The sequence below is a fragment of the Luteipulveratus mongoliensis genome (genome assembly GCF_001190945.1).
Lineage (GTDB): Bacteria > Actinomycetota > Actinomycetes > Actinomycetales > Dermatophilaceae > Luteipulveratus > Luteipulveratus mongoliensis.
Map to the genome: position 1 here is coordinate 1,829,254 of NZ_CP011112.1, position 15,459 is coordinate 1,844,712.

General features: G+C 68.0%; 12 protein-coding genes. 5 read left to right on the top strand and 7 right to left on the bottom strand.

The window, feature by feature from the left end; genetic code table 11:
- Positions 1 to 2: 2 nt before the first annotated feature.
- Together VV02_RS08745 and VV02_RS08750 are read left to right on the top strand one after the other, a co-directional pair.
- Positions 3 to 1,493, top strand: coding sequence for a lipopolysaccharide biosynthesis protein (locus VV02_RS08745; RefSeq protein ID WP_052591012.1), 1,491 nt, complete (start codon positions 3 to 5; stop codon positions 1,491 to 1,493).
- On the top strand, positions 1,490 to 2,410 hold the full coding sequence (locus VV02_RS08750) for a glycosyltransferase family 2 protein (RefSeq protein WP_052591013.1): 921 nt from the start codon (positions 1,490 to 1,492) through the stop codon (positions 2,408 to 2,410). Before VV02_RS08745 ends, VV02_RS08750 begins: the two co-directional genes overlap by 4 nt.
- 130 nt (positions 2,411 to 2,540) lie before the next feature.
- Here the strand turns inward: VV02_RS08750 and VV02_RS08755 are convergent, their stop codons facing one another.
- The 4 genes from VV02_RS08755 to VV02_RS08770 are packed head-to-tail and all read right to left on the bottom strand — an operon-like array spanning position 2,541 to position 7,316.
- Complete coding sequence (locus tag VV02_RS08755; protein WP_083450026.1) at positions 2,541 to 3,737, bottom strand: class I SAM-dependent methyltransferase; 1,197 nt, start codon at positions 3,735 to 3,737, stop codon at positions 2,541 to 2,543.
- Positions 3,734 to 4,741 (bottom strand): hypothetical protein, encoded by a 1,008-nt coding sequence (locus tag VV02_RS08760; RefSeq protein ID WP_052591015.1) that lies wholly within the window; start codon positions 4,739 to 4,741, stop codon positions 3,734 to 3,736. The genes VV02_RS08755 and VV02_RS08760 overlap by 4 nt, the downstream gene beginning before the upstream one ends.
- A 57-nt stretch (positions 4,742 to 4,798) precedes the next feature.
- Entirely contained in the window at positions 4,799 to 5,845 is a 1,047-nt protein-coding gene (locus VV02_RS08765; RefSeq protein WP_157063336.1) for an endonuclease/exonuclease/phosphatase family protein, read from the bottom strand.
- Positions 5,835 to 7,316, bottom strand: coding sequence for a sugar transferase (locus VV02_RS08770; protein WP_169787667.1), 1,482 nt, complete (start codon positions 7,314 to 7,316; stop codon positions 5,835 to 5,837). The genes VV02_RS08765 and VV02_RS08770 overlap by 11 nt, the downstream gene beginning before the upstream one ends.
- Before the next feature lie 480 nt (positions 7,317 to 7,796).
- Here VV02_RS08770 and mfd point away from each other — a divergent pair, with 480 nt between their 5' ends.
- The 3 genes from mfd to VV02_RS08785 all read left to right on the top strand — a co-directional run bounded on the left by mfd (position 7,797) and on the right by VV02_RS08785 (position 13,025).
- Positions 7,797 to 11,390: a transcription-repair coupling factor gene (gene mfd, locus VV02_RS08775; protein ID WP_052591018.1), complete on the top strand. Its 3,594-nt coding sequence runs from the start codon at positions 7,797 to 7,799 to the stop codon at positions 11,388 to 11,390.
- 134 nt (positions 11,391 to 11,524) lie between these two features.
- A complete protein-coding gene (locus VV02_RS08780) occupies positions 11,525 to 12,058 on the top strand; it encodes a hypothetical protein (RefSeq protein ID WP_052591019.1) in 534 nt (177 codons plus the stop codon).
- 10 nt (positions 12,059 to 12,068) lie between these two features.
- Complete coding sequence (locus VV02_RS08785; protein ID WP_052591020.1) at positions 12,069 to 13,025, top strand: nucleoside triphosphate pyrophosphohydrolase; 957 nt, start codon at positions 12,069 to 12,071, stop codon at positions 13,023 to 13,025.
- A 22-nt stretch (positions 13,026 to 13,047) separates the two neighbouring features.
- Here the strand turns inward: VV02_RS08785 and VV02_RS08790 are convergent, their stop codons facing one another.
- The 3 genes from VV02_RS08790 to VV02_RS08800 all read right to left on the bottom strand — a co-directional run bounded on the left by VV02_RS08790 (position 13,048) and on the right by VV02_RS08800 (position 15,384).
- A complete protein-coding gene (locus VV02_RS08790; RefSeq protein ID WP_052591021.1) occupies positions 13,048 to 13,992 on the bottom strand; it encodes a phosphotransferase in 945 nt (314 codons plus the stop codon).
- Between the two features lie 7 nt (positions 13,993 to 13,999).
- Positions 14,000 to 14,635: a DUF2461 domain-containing protein gene (locus VV02_RS08795; RefSeq protein WP_052591022.1), complete on the bottom strand. Its 636-nt coding sequence runs from the start codon at positions 14,633 to 14,635 to the stop codon at positions 14,000 to 14,002.
- Positions 14,636 to 14,790: 155 nt separating this feature from the next.
- Positions 14,791 to 15,384 (bottom strand): hypothetical protein, encoded by a 594-nt coding sequence (locus tag VV02_RS08800; protein WP_157063337.1) that lies wholly within the window; start codon positions 15,382 to 15,384, stop codon positions 14,791 to 14,793.
- Positions 15,385 to 15,459: the final 75 nt, after the last annotated feature.

A 15,459-nucleotide genomic window follows, 5' to 3' on the forward strand; every position in this document is an offset into this window, starting at 1 on the left:
CCATGTCCGACGAGACGACGGGCGCACCGGAGGTCGACGAGGGCCGCCACGTCACGAGCGCCGTCGTCGCGCGGGGCGCGAAGCACACGGCGGCCTCGCAGATCGTCACCCAGACCGTTCGGTTCGGGACCAACATCGTGCTCGCGCGGCTGCTCACCCCGAACGATTTCGGTGTCGTGGCCATCGCGCTCGTCGTGACGGCGCTGCTCGACCAGCTCAAGGACATGGGCACCGGGTCGGCGCTCATCCAGCGGCCCAAGGTCGACGACACGCTGCTCAACGCTGTCTTCTACCTCAACGTCGTGCTCGGACTCGCGCTCGCAGTCGGCCTGTTCGCCGGTGCTGAGCCGCTCGCCGCCACGCTCGGCAACTCCGCCGCGGCCCCCGCGATGCGCGGGTTCGCTTTCGTCACGCTGGTGACGTCGCTCGGGCAGATCCACCACTCCCTCCTGCGACGTGACCTGCGGTTCTTCGAGATCGCCGTCGTGACCTGCGTCGGAGCCGTCGCCACCGCGGCGGTCGCGGTGACGAGCGCTCTTGCGGGACTGACGTTCTGGGCCCTCGTGCTCGGAGCTGCGGCCGGAGCGGTGGTGAGCACGGGCATGGTGTGGCGCTACGACCGGTGGCGCCCGTCGCTCAACGTCGATGTGAGAAGCCTGCGTTCGATCTGGGGCTACAGCTTCAACCTGTTCCTGTCCAACTTGGTCTTCTTCTTCTTCACCCAGGCGGACAAGGTCATCGTGAGCAGCGCGTTCGGCGCCGCTCCACTCGGGGCGTACTCGATGGCGCAGCGGACGATCGCCTCGCCCATGCAGTCCGTGAGCTCGGTGGTCGATGAGGTCACGTTCCCGGCCTTCTCCCGCAGACAGGACGACAATGAGTCGCTGCGCTCGGGGTTCATCCGCTCGTCCCGGGTCATCGCGTTCGCGACCTTCCCGCTGATGGGAGGTCTGGCGGCACTCGCCACCCCGACCGTCCACGTCGTCTTCGGCGCCAAGTGGGACCAGCTGATCCCGCTGATCTGGGTCCTCGGCCCGATCTGTGCGGTGCTGTCGGTGACCTCGACCTCGAGTCAGCTGCTGCTGGCCAAGGGACGCAGCGACTGGTCCTTCCGCTGGGGTCTGGTCTACAGCGTGCTGCTCGTCGGCGCCGAGCTCATCGGTGTCCACTGGGGTCTGGTCGGTGTCGCCGCCGCGTACGCCATCGGCAACATCGTGCTCATCCCGTTCGGCCTGATCATGACGTTCCACCTCATCGGGCTCCGGCTGCGGGACTACCTGCTGGCCCTCGTCTCGCAGCTGTTGATCACGCTGGGCATGGTGGCGTGTGTGCTGGCGGCCGCGTTCGTGATGCGGCGCCTCGGCAGCCCCGAGTGGCTCGAGCTCATCGTCGGGCTGCTGGTCGGAGTCGGCGCCTATGCCGGGCTGGTGCTGTGGCGTAAGCCCCCCGCATGGCGCGAGCTCCGGGTCATCCTCCGCGAGCGTGCGGCGTGACCGCGGTGCCCAAGGTCTCCGTCGGGCTGCCGGTCTACAACGGCGGCCGCTACCTCGAGGAGGCGTTGTCCTCTGTCCTCGCCCAGACCCACCAGGACCTCGAGGTCGTCATCAGCGACAACGGATCCACCGACTACACGCAGAGCATCTGCGAGCGGTTCGCCGCCCTCGACAACCGCGTCCGCTACATCCGTCACGAGACCAACAAGGGAGCAGCGTTCAACCACAACTTCGTGGTGACCGCGGCCAAGGGCCAGTACTTCCGTTGGTACGCCTACGACGACCGGCTCGAGCCGACCTGTCTCGAGAAGTGCGTACGCGTGCTCGACGCTGATCCGACGGTCGTGCTGGCCTGGCCGCAGACCATCGTCATCGACGGCGCGGGTGACGTGGTCGGGCCCTACCGCTCGGACCTGCCTTGGGACAACGCGACGGCGGTCAGCCGGTTGCGCTCGCTCCTCGGCAGGCCGACGGAGGAGACGCTGCTGCACATGTGCTACCCGGTCTACGGGCTCATCCGCCGAGAGGTGATGCTCGGCACGGGGCTGCTAGGCGCGTACAACGGGGCCGACACGGTGCTGCTCACGGAGCTGGCGCTGCGCGGCCGCTGGCAGCAGATTCCTGAGCCGTTGTTCTACAACCGCCGGCACGCCGGGTCCTCCGCGGTGGACAAGTCGCCAGAGACGGTCGCGGCGTGGTTCGACCCGGCGCGGGCCGAGGTCTTTCCGATGCCGTGGAGCCGGCAGTTCGAGGGCTACGTGCGCGCGGTGCGTGCCGCGCCGTTGTCCGCGCGCGAGCGGGCCGCCTGTACGTCCGTCCTGGCTCACTGGTTCGCTCATGACCGCCGGTGGCGAGTCATCGCGGGGGAGCTGCGGATTCGCGCTCGCCAGCGCCGCGTCGGAGTGCGCGGCAGCTAGCCCGGTCGCTGTCCTCGACTACCCCGCCGTTCCTGACACTGGTCCCGGGGAAATGACTCGTCACGTCACCGGGGGCAGTGCACGTTTCGGCGGGGTAGTCGGGGCGGGGGCGTACGGCGCCGGCCAGGTTCTAGGTCAGGTCGACGCCGAGCGCCATGACGTCAGCAGCGATCTCAAGGCTGGCCAGATCCTGGCGGATCTCATCGAGGTAGACCGGGTTCATCACGACGACCAGCTGCGGCGGCTGGGCTGCGAGCGAGCCAGGCGACACGATCGGGTGTCCCGATCCGAGCATGAACCGGCCCTGCTTGTGCGGGTTGACGTCGACGACCCGACTGACGGCATCGGCGTCGGCGCCGATCACGGTGAGGAACGCCGTCGACTTCGACCCGCTGCCCCACAGGACGATGTCGGCGCCAGCCGCCGACCGACGGCGCAGCTCGGCCTGCCAGCTGGCGATCTCCCCGGTCACGGAGGACGCGAATTCGCGTGCCTGGCGCGCCAGTCCGAGGGGCACAGGAACGGCTCCGCCGAGCTCGGCCCGCGGCTCGGCGTGTGCGCTCAGCAGCAGATACTGCTCGTCGAACCCTCGATCGATGGAGTCCACCACGAAGCCGCACGAGGCGAACAGGGTCACCGCGGACTGCTCGACGAAGTAGCCGCAGTGCTCGTAGTAGACGTCCCAGAACGCCGACTCCTCAAGCACCCGCTTGGTGTCCGGCACCTCGACGAGGACAGGCACGTCGGGACGCCCGGCGAGGGCGGCGTACAGATCCCGCAGGAGCGTGCGTGGCTCCGCAACGTGCTCCAGAACGTGACGGAACACCACGGCGTCGCACGGCGGCAGACCGGTCGACGCGTCGAACCGCTCGGCGCGCAGGACGATGCGTCCGTCCATGGTGTCGCCGACCCGCTCGGGCTTGATCGTCGGATCGATGGCGATGACGCTCCCGGCTCCCGCCTCGAGGAGCATCCGGCTGAAATCGCCTCTGCCCGCGCCGATCTCGACGACGGTACGACCGGCGAGGTCATGCTCTTCGACCCAGGTCTTCGCCAGCCCACGGCCGTACTCCGCGAAGGTCCCGGAGAACGCCTGCGAGTCCTCGTAACGCTCGTCGTAGCCCGTCAGGCGCTCATCGAACAAGGCGTTGAACAGGTAGCCGCACTGATGACACAGCATCAGGTCGAGCTCGCCGCGCGGCAGGTTGCGTGCTTCGTCCGCCGTGTCCACGAGCAGGCAGCTGTTGGTCGGCACCGACGGCACGGAGTAGACCGACTCGCAGCGAGTGGACCCGCAGGCTGGGCACGGGGCGGATGGCTCGCTCATGGCGTCCCGACGGCCGGGGCGCCCACCCGCCGTAGCCAGATCTCGCGGAAGAACGTGTAGTCCTGCCGCGGACAGAGCTTGTGGAAGTCGCCGACGCAGACCGCGCCGTCCAGAATGATGCTCACGGTCTTCGGCTCCAGCATCTCGCCGGTCTTCTCGTCCAGCAGCCGCTCGACGCGCTTGAGCACCCGGAACTGACGACCGCAGTACTTCACCATCTCGCGATCAAACCAGAGGTTGCGGTTGCGCTGGTTGACGCTGAGCGTCGCCCTGATCTCCTCGAGGCTCTTGACCTCGACGAGCTCGCCCGGCATCAGGTCGAGCAGCTCGGTCGGAGTCTTCTTGAGCGTTCCGCGTACGTCGGGCAGCTCCTCGCCGCCGCGGATGCGTGCCCAAGCCGGCAGCCGGCCGCGCGAGATCGCTTGGTATCGGTCGAAGGCCGCGTTGCGGAGTCCGCGCCGGAGCACCGGCAGCGGCACGTTGCGTCGGCTGATGTCCTTCACGAAGTGGCCGATGCCTTCCATGGGCCGCGACGCCTCGGGCACCTGGGTGGCCTGGCAGCGATACGTCGTGGGACCGCTCATCGTGTGCGACTCCAGGGTGGCGAGCGCCGCCTCCTGGTCATCCTGTACGCCGGTGTGGGGCTCCCGTTCGTTCTCGCCGTTCGCCGACTCGAGCCACTCCTCCTTGAAGAAGAAGAGGCAGCCGGCGTCGCAGCCGCCGTGGGCCGAGCCGTCACACCGAGCCTCGACGAGGTGCACCGTGTCATCCATCTCGCGGCTGCAGCCGGTGAGGTTGATCGTGTCGCAGGTCTTGTCCGCGCGTGCTGCGACCTCGAACGTCTGACCGCACATCGGCAGCATCTCCGGCATGAACGGCAGTCCACCGTTGTCGCCGTCAGCGTCGAGTGTGGCGAGGACGTCGCCGATCGGCCGTACGCGTACGCGGTCGCCCCGGCGCAAGGACCGCGAGCCTGCGGCCTTCACTGGCTGGGTCTGAGTCATCGGGAAACCCTCATCCTGTTGCATGTGTACGAATTCCATCTGCCCACGCCGCCCTGCTCACGCAGCTCGGCGCACGGTGGCGACCACGGCTCTGTGGTCGGCACCGCTGACCCGCACGGTGTGCAGGTTGGTGATCGCGAGTGCGCGCGAGGCGAGCACGTGGTCGAGCGTGACCAACGGCGGGACCGGGATCCCGAAGGTCCGTCGCTTCGAGCCCGCGGGCCAGGTCGGCTGGTACCAGGCGTTGGTGTCCGCCGCACCGTCGCGGTAGCCGATCCCGACGATGCGGCGGAAGGGTGTGTTGTCGGACGAGGCGTTGAAGTCGCCTGCAATCACGACAGGGCTGCGCGGGTTCGTACCGAACGTCCGACGCAGGTAGGTGCCGATCTCGGCGTAGTCGTCATGCCAGGCCTGTGTCTCGTAGACGGGGTACGGGTGGACGGCCACCACGGACGTCGGCCCCGTCGGCCCACTCACCTTGACGGTCAGTGATCGGCCCGACGTGCTGGACCAGGTTGTGGACAGCGGATAGCGGCTCATGACGATCGTCCCGCCGGTCCCTTCCTCGGTGACCCCCGCGGAGTAGGGGTAGGCCCGAGCGAGCGCCGGCGTGGCACGAATGCTGGCGAGCTGATCAGGTCCGATGTCGCTGAGGCACAAGACATCCACGTCGAGGCGACCGGCAACCTCCTGGACGTGGCTGACGTCGCCGTACTCCAGGTTCTGCGCCATGACGACCATCGCGGGCCCCGTGCCGCTCGGTGACGAAGCCACGTACAAAGGCGCGAGCCACCAGCCATGCAGGCACGTGAGCAAGGCACCGGCTACGACGATCGCGAGACCGGCCCGCCCGAACGAAGGTCGGAGGGCCAGAGCGACCGCGATCACGCCGACGAGTGCCAGCGGCAGCCCCACCGGAGCGAAAGCGGCAAGCTCAGCCAGGCGCGTCGTACCCGGATCCGTGGATCGCAACAAGGCGAGTACGGCCGACCCGACCAGCGCCATGACACCACCGACGATCACGCCAGTGCGCAGCACCGACGTGATCACCTGTGTCGGACCCTCGGTCGACACCTCTGTACGCACCGCCTCCTCAGTAGGCACCGGCACCACGCACGACTGCCCGGGCAGTCCGCCAGAGGATGTGCAGGTCGAGCATCATCGACCAGTTGTCGACGTAGCGCAGGTCGAGACGGACCGACTCGTCCCACGACAGGTTGCTGCGACCGCTCACCTGCCAGAGGCCGGTCAGTCCTGGGCGAACGCGGAGTCGGCGGATCACGTCGCGCTCGTAGCCGTCGACCTCGCTCTGCAGCGGCGGCCGGGGTCCGATGAGCGACATGTCTCCGCGGAGCACGTTGAGCAGCTGTGGCAGCTCGTCGATCGAGTACCGGCGGATGAACTTGCCGACGCGGGTGACCCGCGGGTCCTCGCGCAGCTTGAACAGCGTGCCGTTGCCGTCGTCCTGCACTGCCAGGAGGTGGGCCTTCTGCTGCTCCGCATCCTGGCTCATCGAGCGGAACTTCAGAATCCGGAAGGTGCGACCTTCGATGCCAACCCTGTTCTGAATGAAGAAGATCGGGCCCTTCGACTCAAGGCGGATCGCGATCGCGACCAGGACGAAGACGGGCAGCGCGAGGAACAGCATGAGAGAGGCGATCGTCTTGTCGAAGGCGTACTTGCCGAGCGCCGTCGCTCCACCGAGCCGCGGCCGCTCGACGTGCATGAGGGACAGGTTCGCTGCCGGCCGGATCGACAAGCGCGGCCCGGCGACCTCCATGATGCCCGGCGAGACGATCAGGTCGACGGACCGCTTCTCCAGAGCCCAGGACAGGCGACGCAGGTCCGGAGCGCTCAGCTCCGAAGGACTCGCGACGATCACCACGTCCGCAGATGCCTCGTCGATGACCTCGATCACGTGGTCGAGACCGCTCAGCTCGACGTCGATGCCACCGACCGTGGTCACCTTCGGGTGGGGCTCGCAGGCGGCGACCGCCCTGAGTCCGTGCGTCGGCTCGCGATGCAGATCGCTGATCAGCGCGGCCGTGGCGTGGCTCTCGCCGACCACGACGGCCCGACTGAGCGACAGCCCCTGGTGCCGACGGTGATACAGCACCCGGCGGACGGCGTACCGCAGCGCGAGCGCGCTGACGATGAGGAGCGGGAAGAAGGTCACCACCACGATGCGGGACAGGTACGGACGCTCGTCGTACAGACCGAACGAGATCAGTGCTGTCGCCGCCACGAGGCGGATCGCGGCCCGGGGGATGGCGCGGTACTCCTCGGTCCCCACACCGAGGAAGCGGCGCTCATAACCATGGCTGATCGCGACGGTCCCGATCCACAGAAGTGGCCCGAGAGCGCAGATCCAGAGGTAGCCGGTCGGCACGCCGTCGGAGAGCGGAACCCGGTCTGTCGCAACGACTCCCACGATCTCGGAGAAGATCGCCGCGACCAGATCCGCGATGAGAACGGCTATGAGGTAGGGCCGCGTCCAGTCGTTCGCGCGAGTCGTCGCCTCGCTCTCGGGCATCGTCTCGCGGTCCACCGCGATATCGGGCAGAGCCGACGCCACCGGGACAAGCGCAACGGGTGGGTCGAAGCGAGCTGCGTCGGCTGTATGCGACAGCACACCGCCCGTCGACAACTCCGCTACCATCGCCTCTCGGACGTACTGATCGGTCCGTAAAGGTGCGGCATCGTCTAGCTCCGTCATCCGTGTTCCCCTAATGCGCCGTTCCCCACCGCGCCCCCAGGCGCCTCTGCGCTGAGGTTATGTGCAGGTCAAGGTTTGGCAACGGGATTCCACAGAGTTTAAAAATTTCGTAAAGAATGTATCCGCTGTGCAATGCCCCGCATGAGCCGGGCGGCCGCGGGCGAGAGGGGCGGCGAACCTTCTCCGTAGGCCCACCTGTGAGCGGGATCACGTCGCGTCGCGGGCTGCGGCGGAGCGCTGTCAGTGGCCTCTGGCACCATGGAGGTGCGCCCCCGGTCGAATCCTCGACAGGGGTTATTTGCGTTGCGTTCTGTGCTGCCCGAAGGAGCCCCAAGACCCATGGCGAGCCTCACCCCGCTGCTCGACGTCCTGGTCGCCGATCCAGCCGTACGCCGGGTGCTCGACCTGGTTGGGACGGCGTCCGTGGTGGACGTGGCGGCCTCTTCGGGCATCCGCGGCCCTTTGCTCGCGGCGATCACTGACCGAGCCGACCGCCGTACGCCGGTGCTCGCCATCACCGCGACCGGCCGCGAGTCCCAGGACCTCGCCGCGTCGTTGCGGTGCTTCCTGCCCGCCGAGGCCGTCGTGGAGTTCCCCAGCTGGGAGACGCTTCCGCACGAGCGGCTCAGTCCGCGCAGCGACACGGTCGGCCGCCGGCTCGCGGTTCTGCGCCGGCTGGCGCACCCGGATGCCGACGACGCGGCGTACGGCGAGATCCGAGTGGTCGTCGCCTCCGTCCGCGCGCTGATCCAGCCGATCGCCAAGGGTCTGGGTGAGCTCGTGCCGGTGTCGCTCCGCGTGGGTGACGAGCGGCCGCTCGAGGACATCGTGGAGGCGCTGGCCGCCGCGGCCTACACCCGGACCGACATGGTCGAGCGACGCGGTGAATTCGCGGTTCGCGGAGGGATCCTCGACGTCTTCCCTCCCACGGAGGAGCACCCGTTGCGGATCGAGCTCTGGGGCGACACGGTCGAAGAGGTCCGCTGGTTCAAGGTCGCCGACCAGCGGTCGCTCGAGAACGCCGAGCACGGGCTGTGGGCGCCACCGTGCCGTGAGGTGCTGCTCACCGACACCGTGCGCGCACGTGCGGCCGAGCTGGCCGAAGAGCTTCCCGGCGTCGCCGACCTGCTGCACAAGGTTGCCGAGGGCATCGCGGTCGAGGGCATGGAGTCGCTCGGCCCGGCGCTGCTCGACGACGGCATGGAGACCTTGATCGACGCGCTGCCCAAGGGCACGCACGTCGTGCTGAGTGATCCCGAGCGCGTGCGCACGCGAGCCCACGACCTGGTCGCGACGAGCGCCGAGTTCCTCGAGGCGTCCTGGGCCAATGCCGCTGCAGGCAATGCGATTCCGATCGATCTGCAGGGCACGCTGGGCACGGCGTCCTACTGGTCGCTCGCCGACATCCGCGAGCAGAGCATCGAGCTCGGACACCCGTGGTGGTCGCTGTCGTCCTTCGCTTCTGACGAGGACCTCGCCGAGTTCGTGGACGACGAGCTGCCGGGGGAGCGGGTGACGATTCCCACCGACGAGGTGCCGGCGTACCGCTCCAACACTGACGCTGCGGTCGAGGACCTGCAGAAGTGGGTGCACGACGGCGTGTGCGTCCTCGTGGTGACCGAGGGCCATGGTCTGGCGCAGCGCGTCACAGAGGTGCTGCACGAGCACGACGTGTCCGCCCACAGCCTCGATGCCCTCACGCCGGGAGCCGTCGAGATCACGACCGGTTCGCTGGGGCGCGGATTCGCCCTGCCCTCAAGCAATCTCGTGGTTCTCACCGAGTCCGACCTCACCGGCACCGCCGGCCAGGGCAGCACCAAGGACATGCGCAAGATGCCGTCGCGGCGGCGCAAGGTCGTCGACCCGCTGCAGCTGAGGCCCGGCGACTTCGTGGTCCACGAGCAGCACGGCGTCGGCAAGTTCGTGGAGATGATGCAGCGCACGGTCGCGGGTGCGACGCGCGAATACCTCGTGCTCGAGTACGCCCCATCCAAGCGGGGGCAGCCGGGCGACCGCCTGTTCGTGCCGACCGATCAGCTCGACCAGGTGACTCGTTATGTCGGCGGCGAGATGCCGTCCCTCAACAAGATGGGCGGATCCGACTGGCAGACAACGAAGTCCAGGGCGCGCCGTCACGTCCGGCAGATCGCCGGTGAGCTGATCCAGCTCTACTCCGCACGGATGGCCACGCCGGGCCACGCGTTCGCGAAGGACACCCCGTGGCAGCGCGAGCTCGAGGACGCGTTCGCCTACATCGAGACGCCCGACCAGCTCTCCTCCATCGAGGAGGTCAAGGCCGACATGGAGAAGACCGTCCCGATGGACCGGTTGATCTGTGGCGACGTGGGTTACGGCAAGACCGAGATCGCGGTGCGGGCGGCGTTCAAGGCAATCCAGGACGGCAAGCAGGTCGCGGTGCTCGTGCCGACGACGCTGCTCGTCAAGCAGCACCAGCAGACCTTCTCCGAGCGCTACGCCGGGTTCCCCGTGGTCGTACGCTCCCTGTCCCGTTTTCAGAGCGACCGCGAGGCCCGGGAGGTCGTCGAGGGTCTGGCCGACGGCACCGTGGACCTGGTCATCGGCACCCATCGGCTGCTCTCGAAAGAGGTGAAGTTCAAGGACCTCGGCCTCGTCGTGGTGGACGAGGAGCAGCGCTTCGGCGTGGAGCACAAGGAGCAGCTCAAGCAGCTGCGCACCGCGGTCGACGTGCTCGCGATGTCGGCGACCCCGATCCCGCGCACGCTCGAGATGGCGGTCACAGGGATCCGTGAGATGTCTACTCTCGCAACGCCTCCCGAGGAGCGGCACCCGGTCCTGACGTTCGTCGGTGGCTACGAGGAGAAGCAGATCACGGCCGCGATCAGACGCGAGCTGATGCGCGACGGGCAGGTCTTCTTCATCCACAACAAGGTCCAGAGCATCGAGAAGACGGCCACTCGGCTGCGCGAGCTCGTGCCCGAGGCGCGCATTGTGACGGCCCACGGCAAGATGAGCGAGACGCGCCTCGAGGACGTCGTCGTCGACTTCTGGGAGCGGCGGGCGGATGTGCTCGTCTGCACCACGATCGTGGAGACCGGGCTCGACATCGCCAACGCCAACACCCTGATCGTCGAGCGCTCCGACGTGCTCGGCCTCTCTCAGCTGCACCAGCTGCGTGGCCGAGTCGGCCGTGGCCGGGAGCGCGCGTACGCCTACTTCCTCTTCCCGCCCGAGAAGCCGCTCACCGAGACCGCGCACGACCGGCTCGAGACCATCGCCAGCAACACCGACCTCGGTGCCGGCATGCAGATCGCGATGAAGGACCTCGAGATCCGAGGAGCCGGCAACATGCTCGGCGGTGAGCAGTCCGGCCACATCGCGGGCGTCGGTTTCGACCTCTACGTCCGGATGGTCGGCGAGGCCGTCGCTGACTTCCGGGGCGATGAGTCCGTCGACCAGATGGCCAAAGAGGTCAAGATCGAGCTGCCGGTCGACGCCCACCTGCCCCACGACTACGTGCCGGGGGAGCGGCTGCGGCTGGAGGCGTACAAAAAGCTGGCGACCGTGCAGGACGAGGCCGGGCTGCAGGAGATCATCGACGAGCTCATCGACCGCTACGGGCAGCCGCCGGAGCCGGTGCTGCACCTCATCGAGGTGGCTCGGCTGCGGACCATCGCCCGTCAGGCGGGGGTCTCCGACATCGCGGTGCAGGGCAAGTTCGTCCGGTTCGGTCCGGTCGACCTGCGCGAGAGTCAGACCATGCGGATCCAGCGGATCTACAAGGGCACGCTGGTCAAGGACAACCTGCATCAGGTCCTTGTGCCGGTCCCGATGACGGCACCGGTCGGCGGCAAACCGCTGCGCAACACCGACGTGCTGCAGTGGGCCGGCCAGCTGGTGCGCGCCGTCCTCCTGGACGACGTCGCCTCCGCCGCAGCCGCCGCCACATCCTGACGATCGGGCGGTCATTTCGTGCCCTGTAGGGCACGAAATGACCGGTTGATCCGCTCGATCGATCGGCCGGATCGATCTCGCCAGGTGCGCGGTGGCATCATGTCTCGCGCAGGCTCAAAGGGAGAGGACCCCACGTGTTGCCCACCACTCGGCGTACGCCGCGTCTGGCCGGTCTCGCACTCGTCGCTGTCACCGCTATGGCCGTGACCGGTTGCGGGGTGCTTGAGGACGGCAGTACGGCTGCGACCTACAACGGCAACCGGGTCACCACCGACCAGGTCCAGGACGCCGTCAAGGACATCGCCAAGGCCGAGCCGAATGCGAACTTCGACGCGCAGACCGCCGCGATCTTCCTCGCGCTGCGACCGCGGCTCAACCAGATGGCGACGTCGTACGGCGTGGGCGTCTCGCGGGACCAGGCGGCCCGGACCCTCGGCCTCAGCGGGGCCACCGGGGCCGGCATCGACACCGTGCAGGCCAACCTCGCGTTCGGTGCGCTGAACGAGAATGCCGGCGGCAAGGTCGCCCTCGCCAAGCTGCTGCAGACCGCGGACATCGATCTGAACCCGCGTTATGGCGCCTGGAAGAAGGGCGGTCAGCCCGGTCCGGCCGCCAACAACTGGTTGAAGAAGCCCGCGGCCCCGGCTGCCGCGCCGCCCGCATCCTGATCGTGCGCGCGTGACCGCTCGTCTCACGCTGCTGATCAGCAGCCCCCGGGTGGCGGCCGGACTGCTCACCCGTGACGCCTGGCAGGTGCTGGAGTCAGCCAAGGCCGTGCTCGCGGCCGACGTCGAGGACCCCGCGACCGATGCGGTTGCGACCTCGGGCATCACGGTCACTCCGCTGCCTGACCAAGGCGCCCCTCTCGTACGCCGGCTGGTCGCCGCCACCGCCGACGGTGACGTGGTCTGGATCGGCTCTCCGGACGGAGACCCTGGCTTGACCGATGCCCTCGCCACGGAGCTCTCCCGGCTCGAGGAACCACCCGAGGTCGAGGTCCTGGTCGGCTCCTGGGACGTCCAGGGCGCTCGCCTGCTGGACGCCGTCGCGGTCATGGACCAGCTGCGTGGGCCCGACGGCTGTCCGTGGGATGCCGAGCAGACTCACACGAGCCTGGCGCCCTACCTCATCGAGGAGGCCTACGAGACGGTTGAGGCCATCGAGAGCGGCGACCTGAGCCACCTCGAGGAAGAGCTCGGCGACGTGCTGTTCCAGGTGCTCTTCCATGCGCGTGCGGCGCAGGAGCACGAGCAGGAGCCGTTCGACATCGATGACGTCGCGGCCGGTCTGGTCGACAAGCTCATCCGTCGCCACCCGCACGTCTTCGGCGACGGCGGGGCGTCCACAGCAGGTGAGGTCGAGGCCGAGTGGGAGCGGATCAAGGCGCAGGAGAAGCCCGACCGCGCCGATGACGACCTGCTGGCCGGCATCCCGGCCAACCTCCCGAGCCTGCTCGTCGCACACAAGGTCCTCGCCCGTGCCGAGCGTCGCGACGTCTCCCTGTCGTACGCCGATCGCACCGATCTCGGTGCGCGTCTCCTCGCGTTGGTGGCCGAGGCGCGTGACGCGGGTGAGTCCGCAGATGCGTTGCTACGCCACGAGATTCGACGACTGGCTGCTCCGTCCAACGACTGACGCGGGCAGCTGGGAGATATCGCTAGCGAAGCGCGTTCAGCTCGTCGAGGGCGCGATGGCCGCGCTCGACCACCCCTGGAACGGCATCGTGGTGCTCGTGACGGATGGGGATCTCGAGCAGGTGGAGGACCTGTGACGCTGCGAGCACCGCCGCCGACTCCCAGCCGATCAGGTCGAGGACTCTCGTCCACAGCCGCCCTCGGACACCGTCCAGCAGCGGGTCCCGGAAGGTGTACATCACGAGGGTCGTGAGGTCGGTCGCCCGCGTGCCGCTGCCTGCGTTCCCGATATCCACGACCGCCACCACCGCTCCGTCACGGACCAGGACATTGCCGGGGGTTGAGAGATCGGCATGGACCATGTCAGGTGCCTCTCGTGGTGGCGGGACGTCGGCACACACGAGCCGCAGGCGCTCGACCAAGGCCGAGACCGCGGGGGAGTACCCCGAGAGCCTGGCCACGGACTGCCGGAGATGCGACTGCTCCGGCGTCTCGTTGACGTCCGGCCCGGAGACAGCTGATTCCTGACCTGTGGCGACCCGCCAGGCGTACGACCAGTGGTCGTAGGGCTCGGAGGCTTGGCCAGCCTGGAGCTCGATGATCTCCATCAGCTGCTCAATGACGGACGTGGTCAGCGCAGGCGCGGGAGCCGCGTCAACGAGGTCCGTCAGATGCCATACATGAGTGGCTGTGGCTCCTACTCCGAGCCAGGCCGGGGTGGGATAGCCGCGCCCACGCATGTGCTCGACCACTCTCTGGGCTCGCAACGTCTCGTCCAGGTGGTTGGGGTGTGCCAGGGGCACTGCTTTGAGCACTGCATCTGCCCTTCCGGCCAGCTGGACGCGCATGGCACCCCCATTGACGCCGCCGGGTAGGCGACTGAGAAGAGTGACCTCTGTCCCGACCACGCCGGCCGCGTCGTCCAGGACCTCGGCCGGCAGCTCTTCGGGATGGGTGCCCTGGTTCACGCTCGGCCTACTCGATCCCGCTGATCTGGGTGCAGACCCAGTCGACCAGGGGTGTGAGCAGCCGCCAGTCCTTGGCGACCTTCGCGGTCAGGCCGGCGGTGTGGACCGCCGAGTCGAAGCCGTACGTCTTTCCCAGCGTCAGCGACTTGTGCTTCAGCAGCTCGATCCGCGGGTGATCCGCGTCGTAGCCGCGCGGCGCCGTCTTGAGGACGTCGCCGCCGAGCGTCCAGCCGCTGCGCTTGAGCCGGGTGAGCAGCTTGTCGAGCTCGATGCTCGCCGGGCTGTCGATGGCATGGCGAATCGCCTTGAGCCGCAACGGTGTCGCGTCGTAGAACCCGCCACCGACTCGGAACCCGGCTGCCGAGAGCTCGGCGTACCAGCCCGTTGCCGGCGCCGCCGCGACGTACGCCCCCTGGTGGATCTTGTAGGGCGTCTTGTCCTTGGAGAAGCGCACGTCGCGGTAGGGCCGGAACAGCTTGGCCTCACCGAACTCGGGCTCAAGCTCCTCGAGCAACGCCACCATCGGCGTCTTGACCGACTTCTCGTAGACCGTCTTGTGCGCGTCCCAGAAGGTCTTGGAGTTGTCCATCTCGAGGTCTTCGTAGAAGTCGAAGGCAGCCTCGGGGAATCCAGCAAAAGTCACGCTTGAAGCCTATGGCTGCCGTCCTTCGGGTCGCGATCGACTGTGCATTTCGTCGAGGGGGAACACCTTGCACCAGCCCTGCGAGTGGAGTGCGCGTCCGGCGCGGTCCACTGAGTCGTCATCAGGACTCAGAACGGCTCGCTCATCTAGCCCCATCACGGACGACCCCGTCGACCACCGATGACCGCCTCGATCTGACGCAGGGCGGCGTTGGGCGGATAGAGCGTGAAGGACGACTTCCTTCGGTAGTAGGCAGCCCAGTAGCTGGCGGCGCGTGCATGAGTGAGCTCGATGTACCGAGGATTCCAGATCCAGAAATCCCTGTAGGACGCGATGATCTGGTCGGGCTGCCGAGCAAGGCAGGTGGCGAATTCCTGTACCAGCGCGCCGATCTCGACGACGTACTCGCCACACAGCTGGACGACGAACGGGACGTGCCACGGAGCAGGCGTGGCTAAGAGCGTCGTCAGAGCGTGCTCGCGGACGCGGCCGTCGTGCGATCTCGTCAGCCATGCCTGGCGGACGTGTTCTGCCTGAAGGTCCTCTAGGCATGCGCCGGGTGCTTGGTAGTGCCGATAGGGAATCGCGAGGGTCTCGCCGCCCAGCAGAAGTGAGCCCCAGCTGTGCTGGTAGCTCTCGTGGATCAGGCTGCTCGAGGTCGGATGGTCCTCTGGGCCAAGACCGACCGCTGCCATGCGAACGGATGTCTCCAGCGCCCCTGGGAACGCCTCCAGCATCCGTTGTGTCATGGACAAAGTTTTCCACCCGGTGTCCGTGCTGGCATGGGGTCGCCTCACTCCTCCCGAGCGTAGGTGACTGTCCAG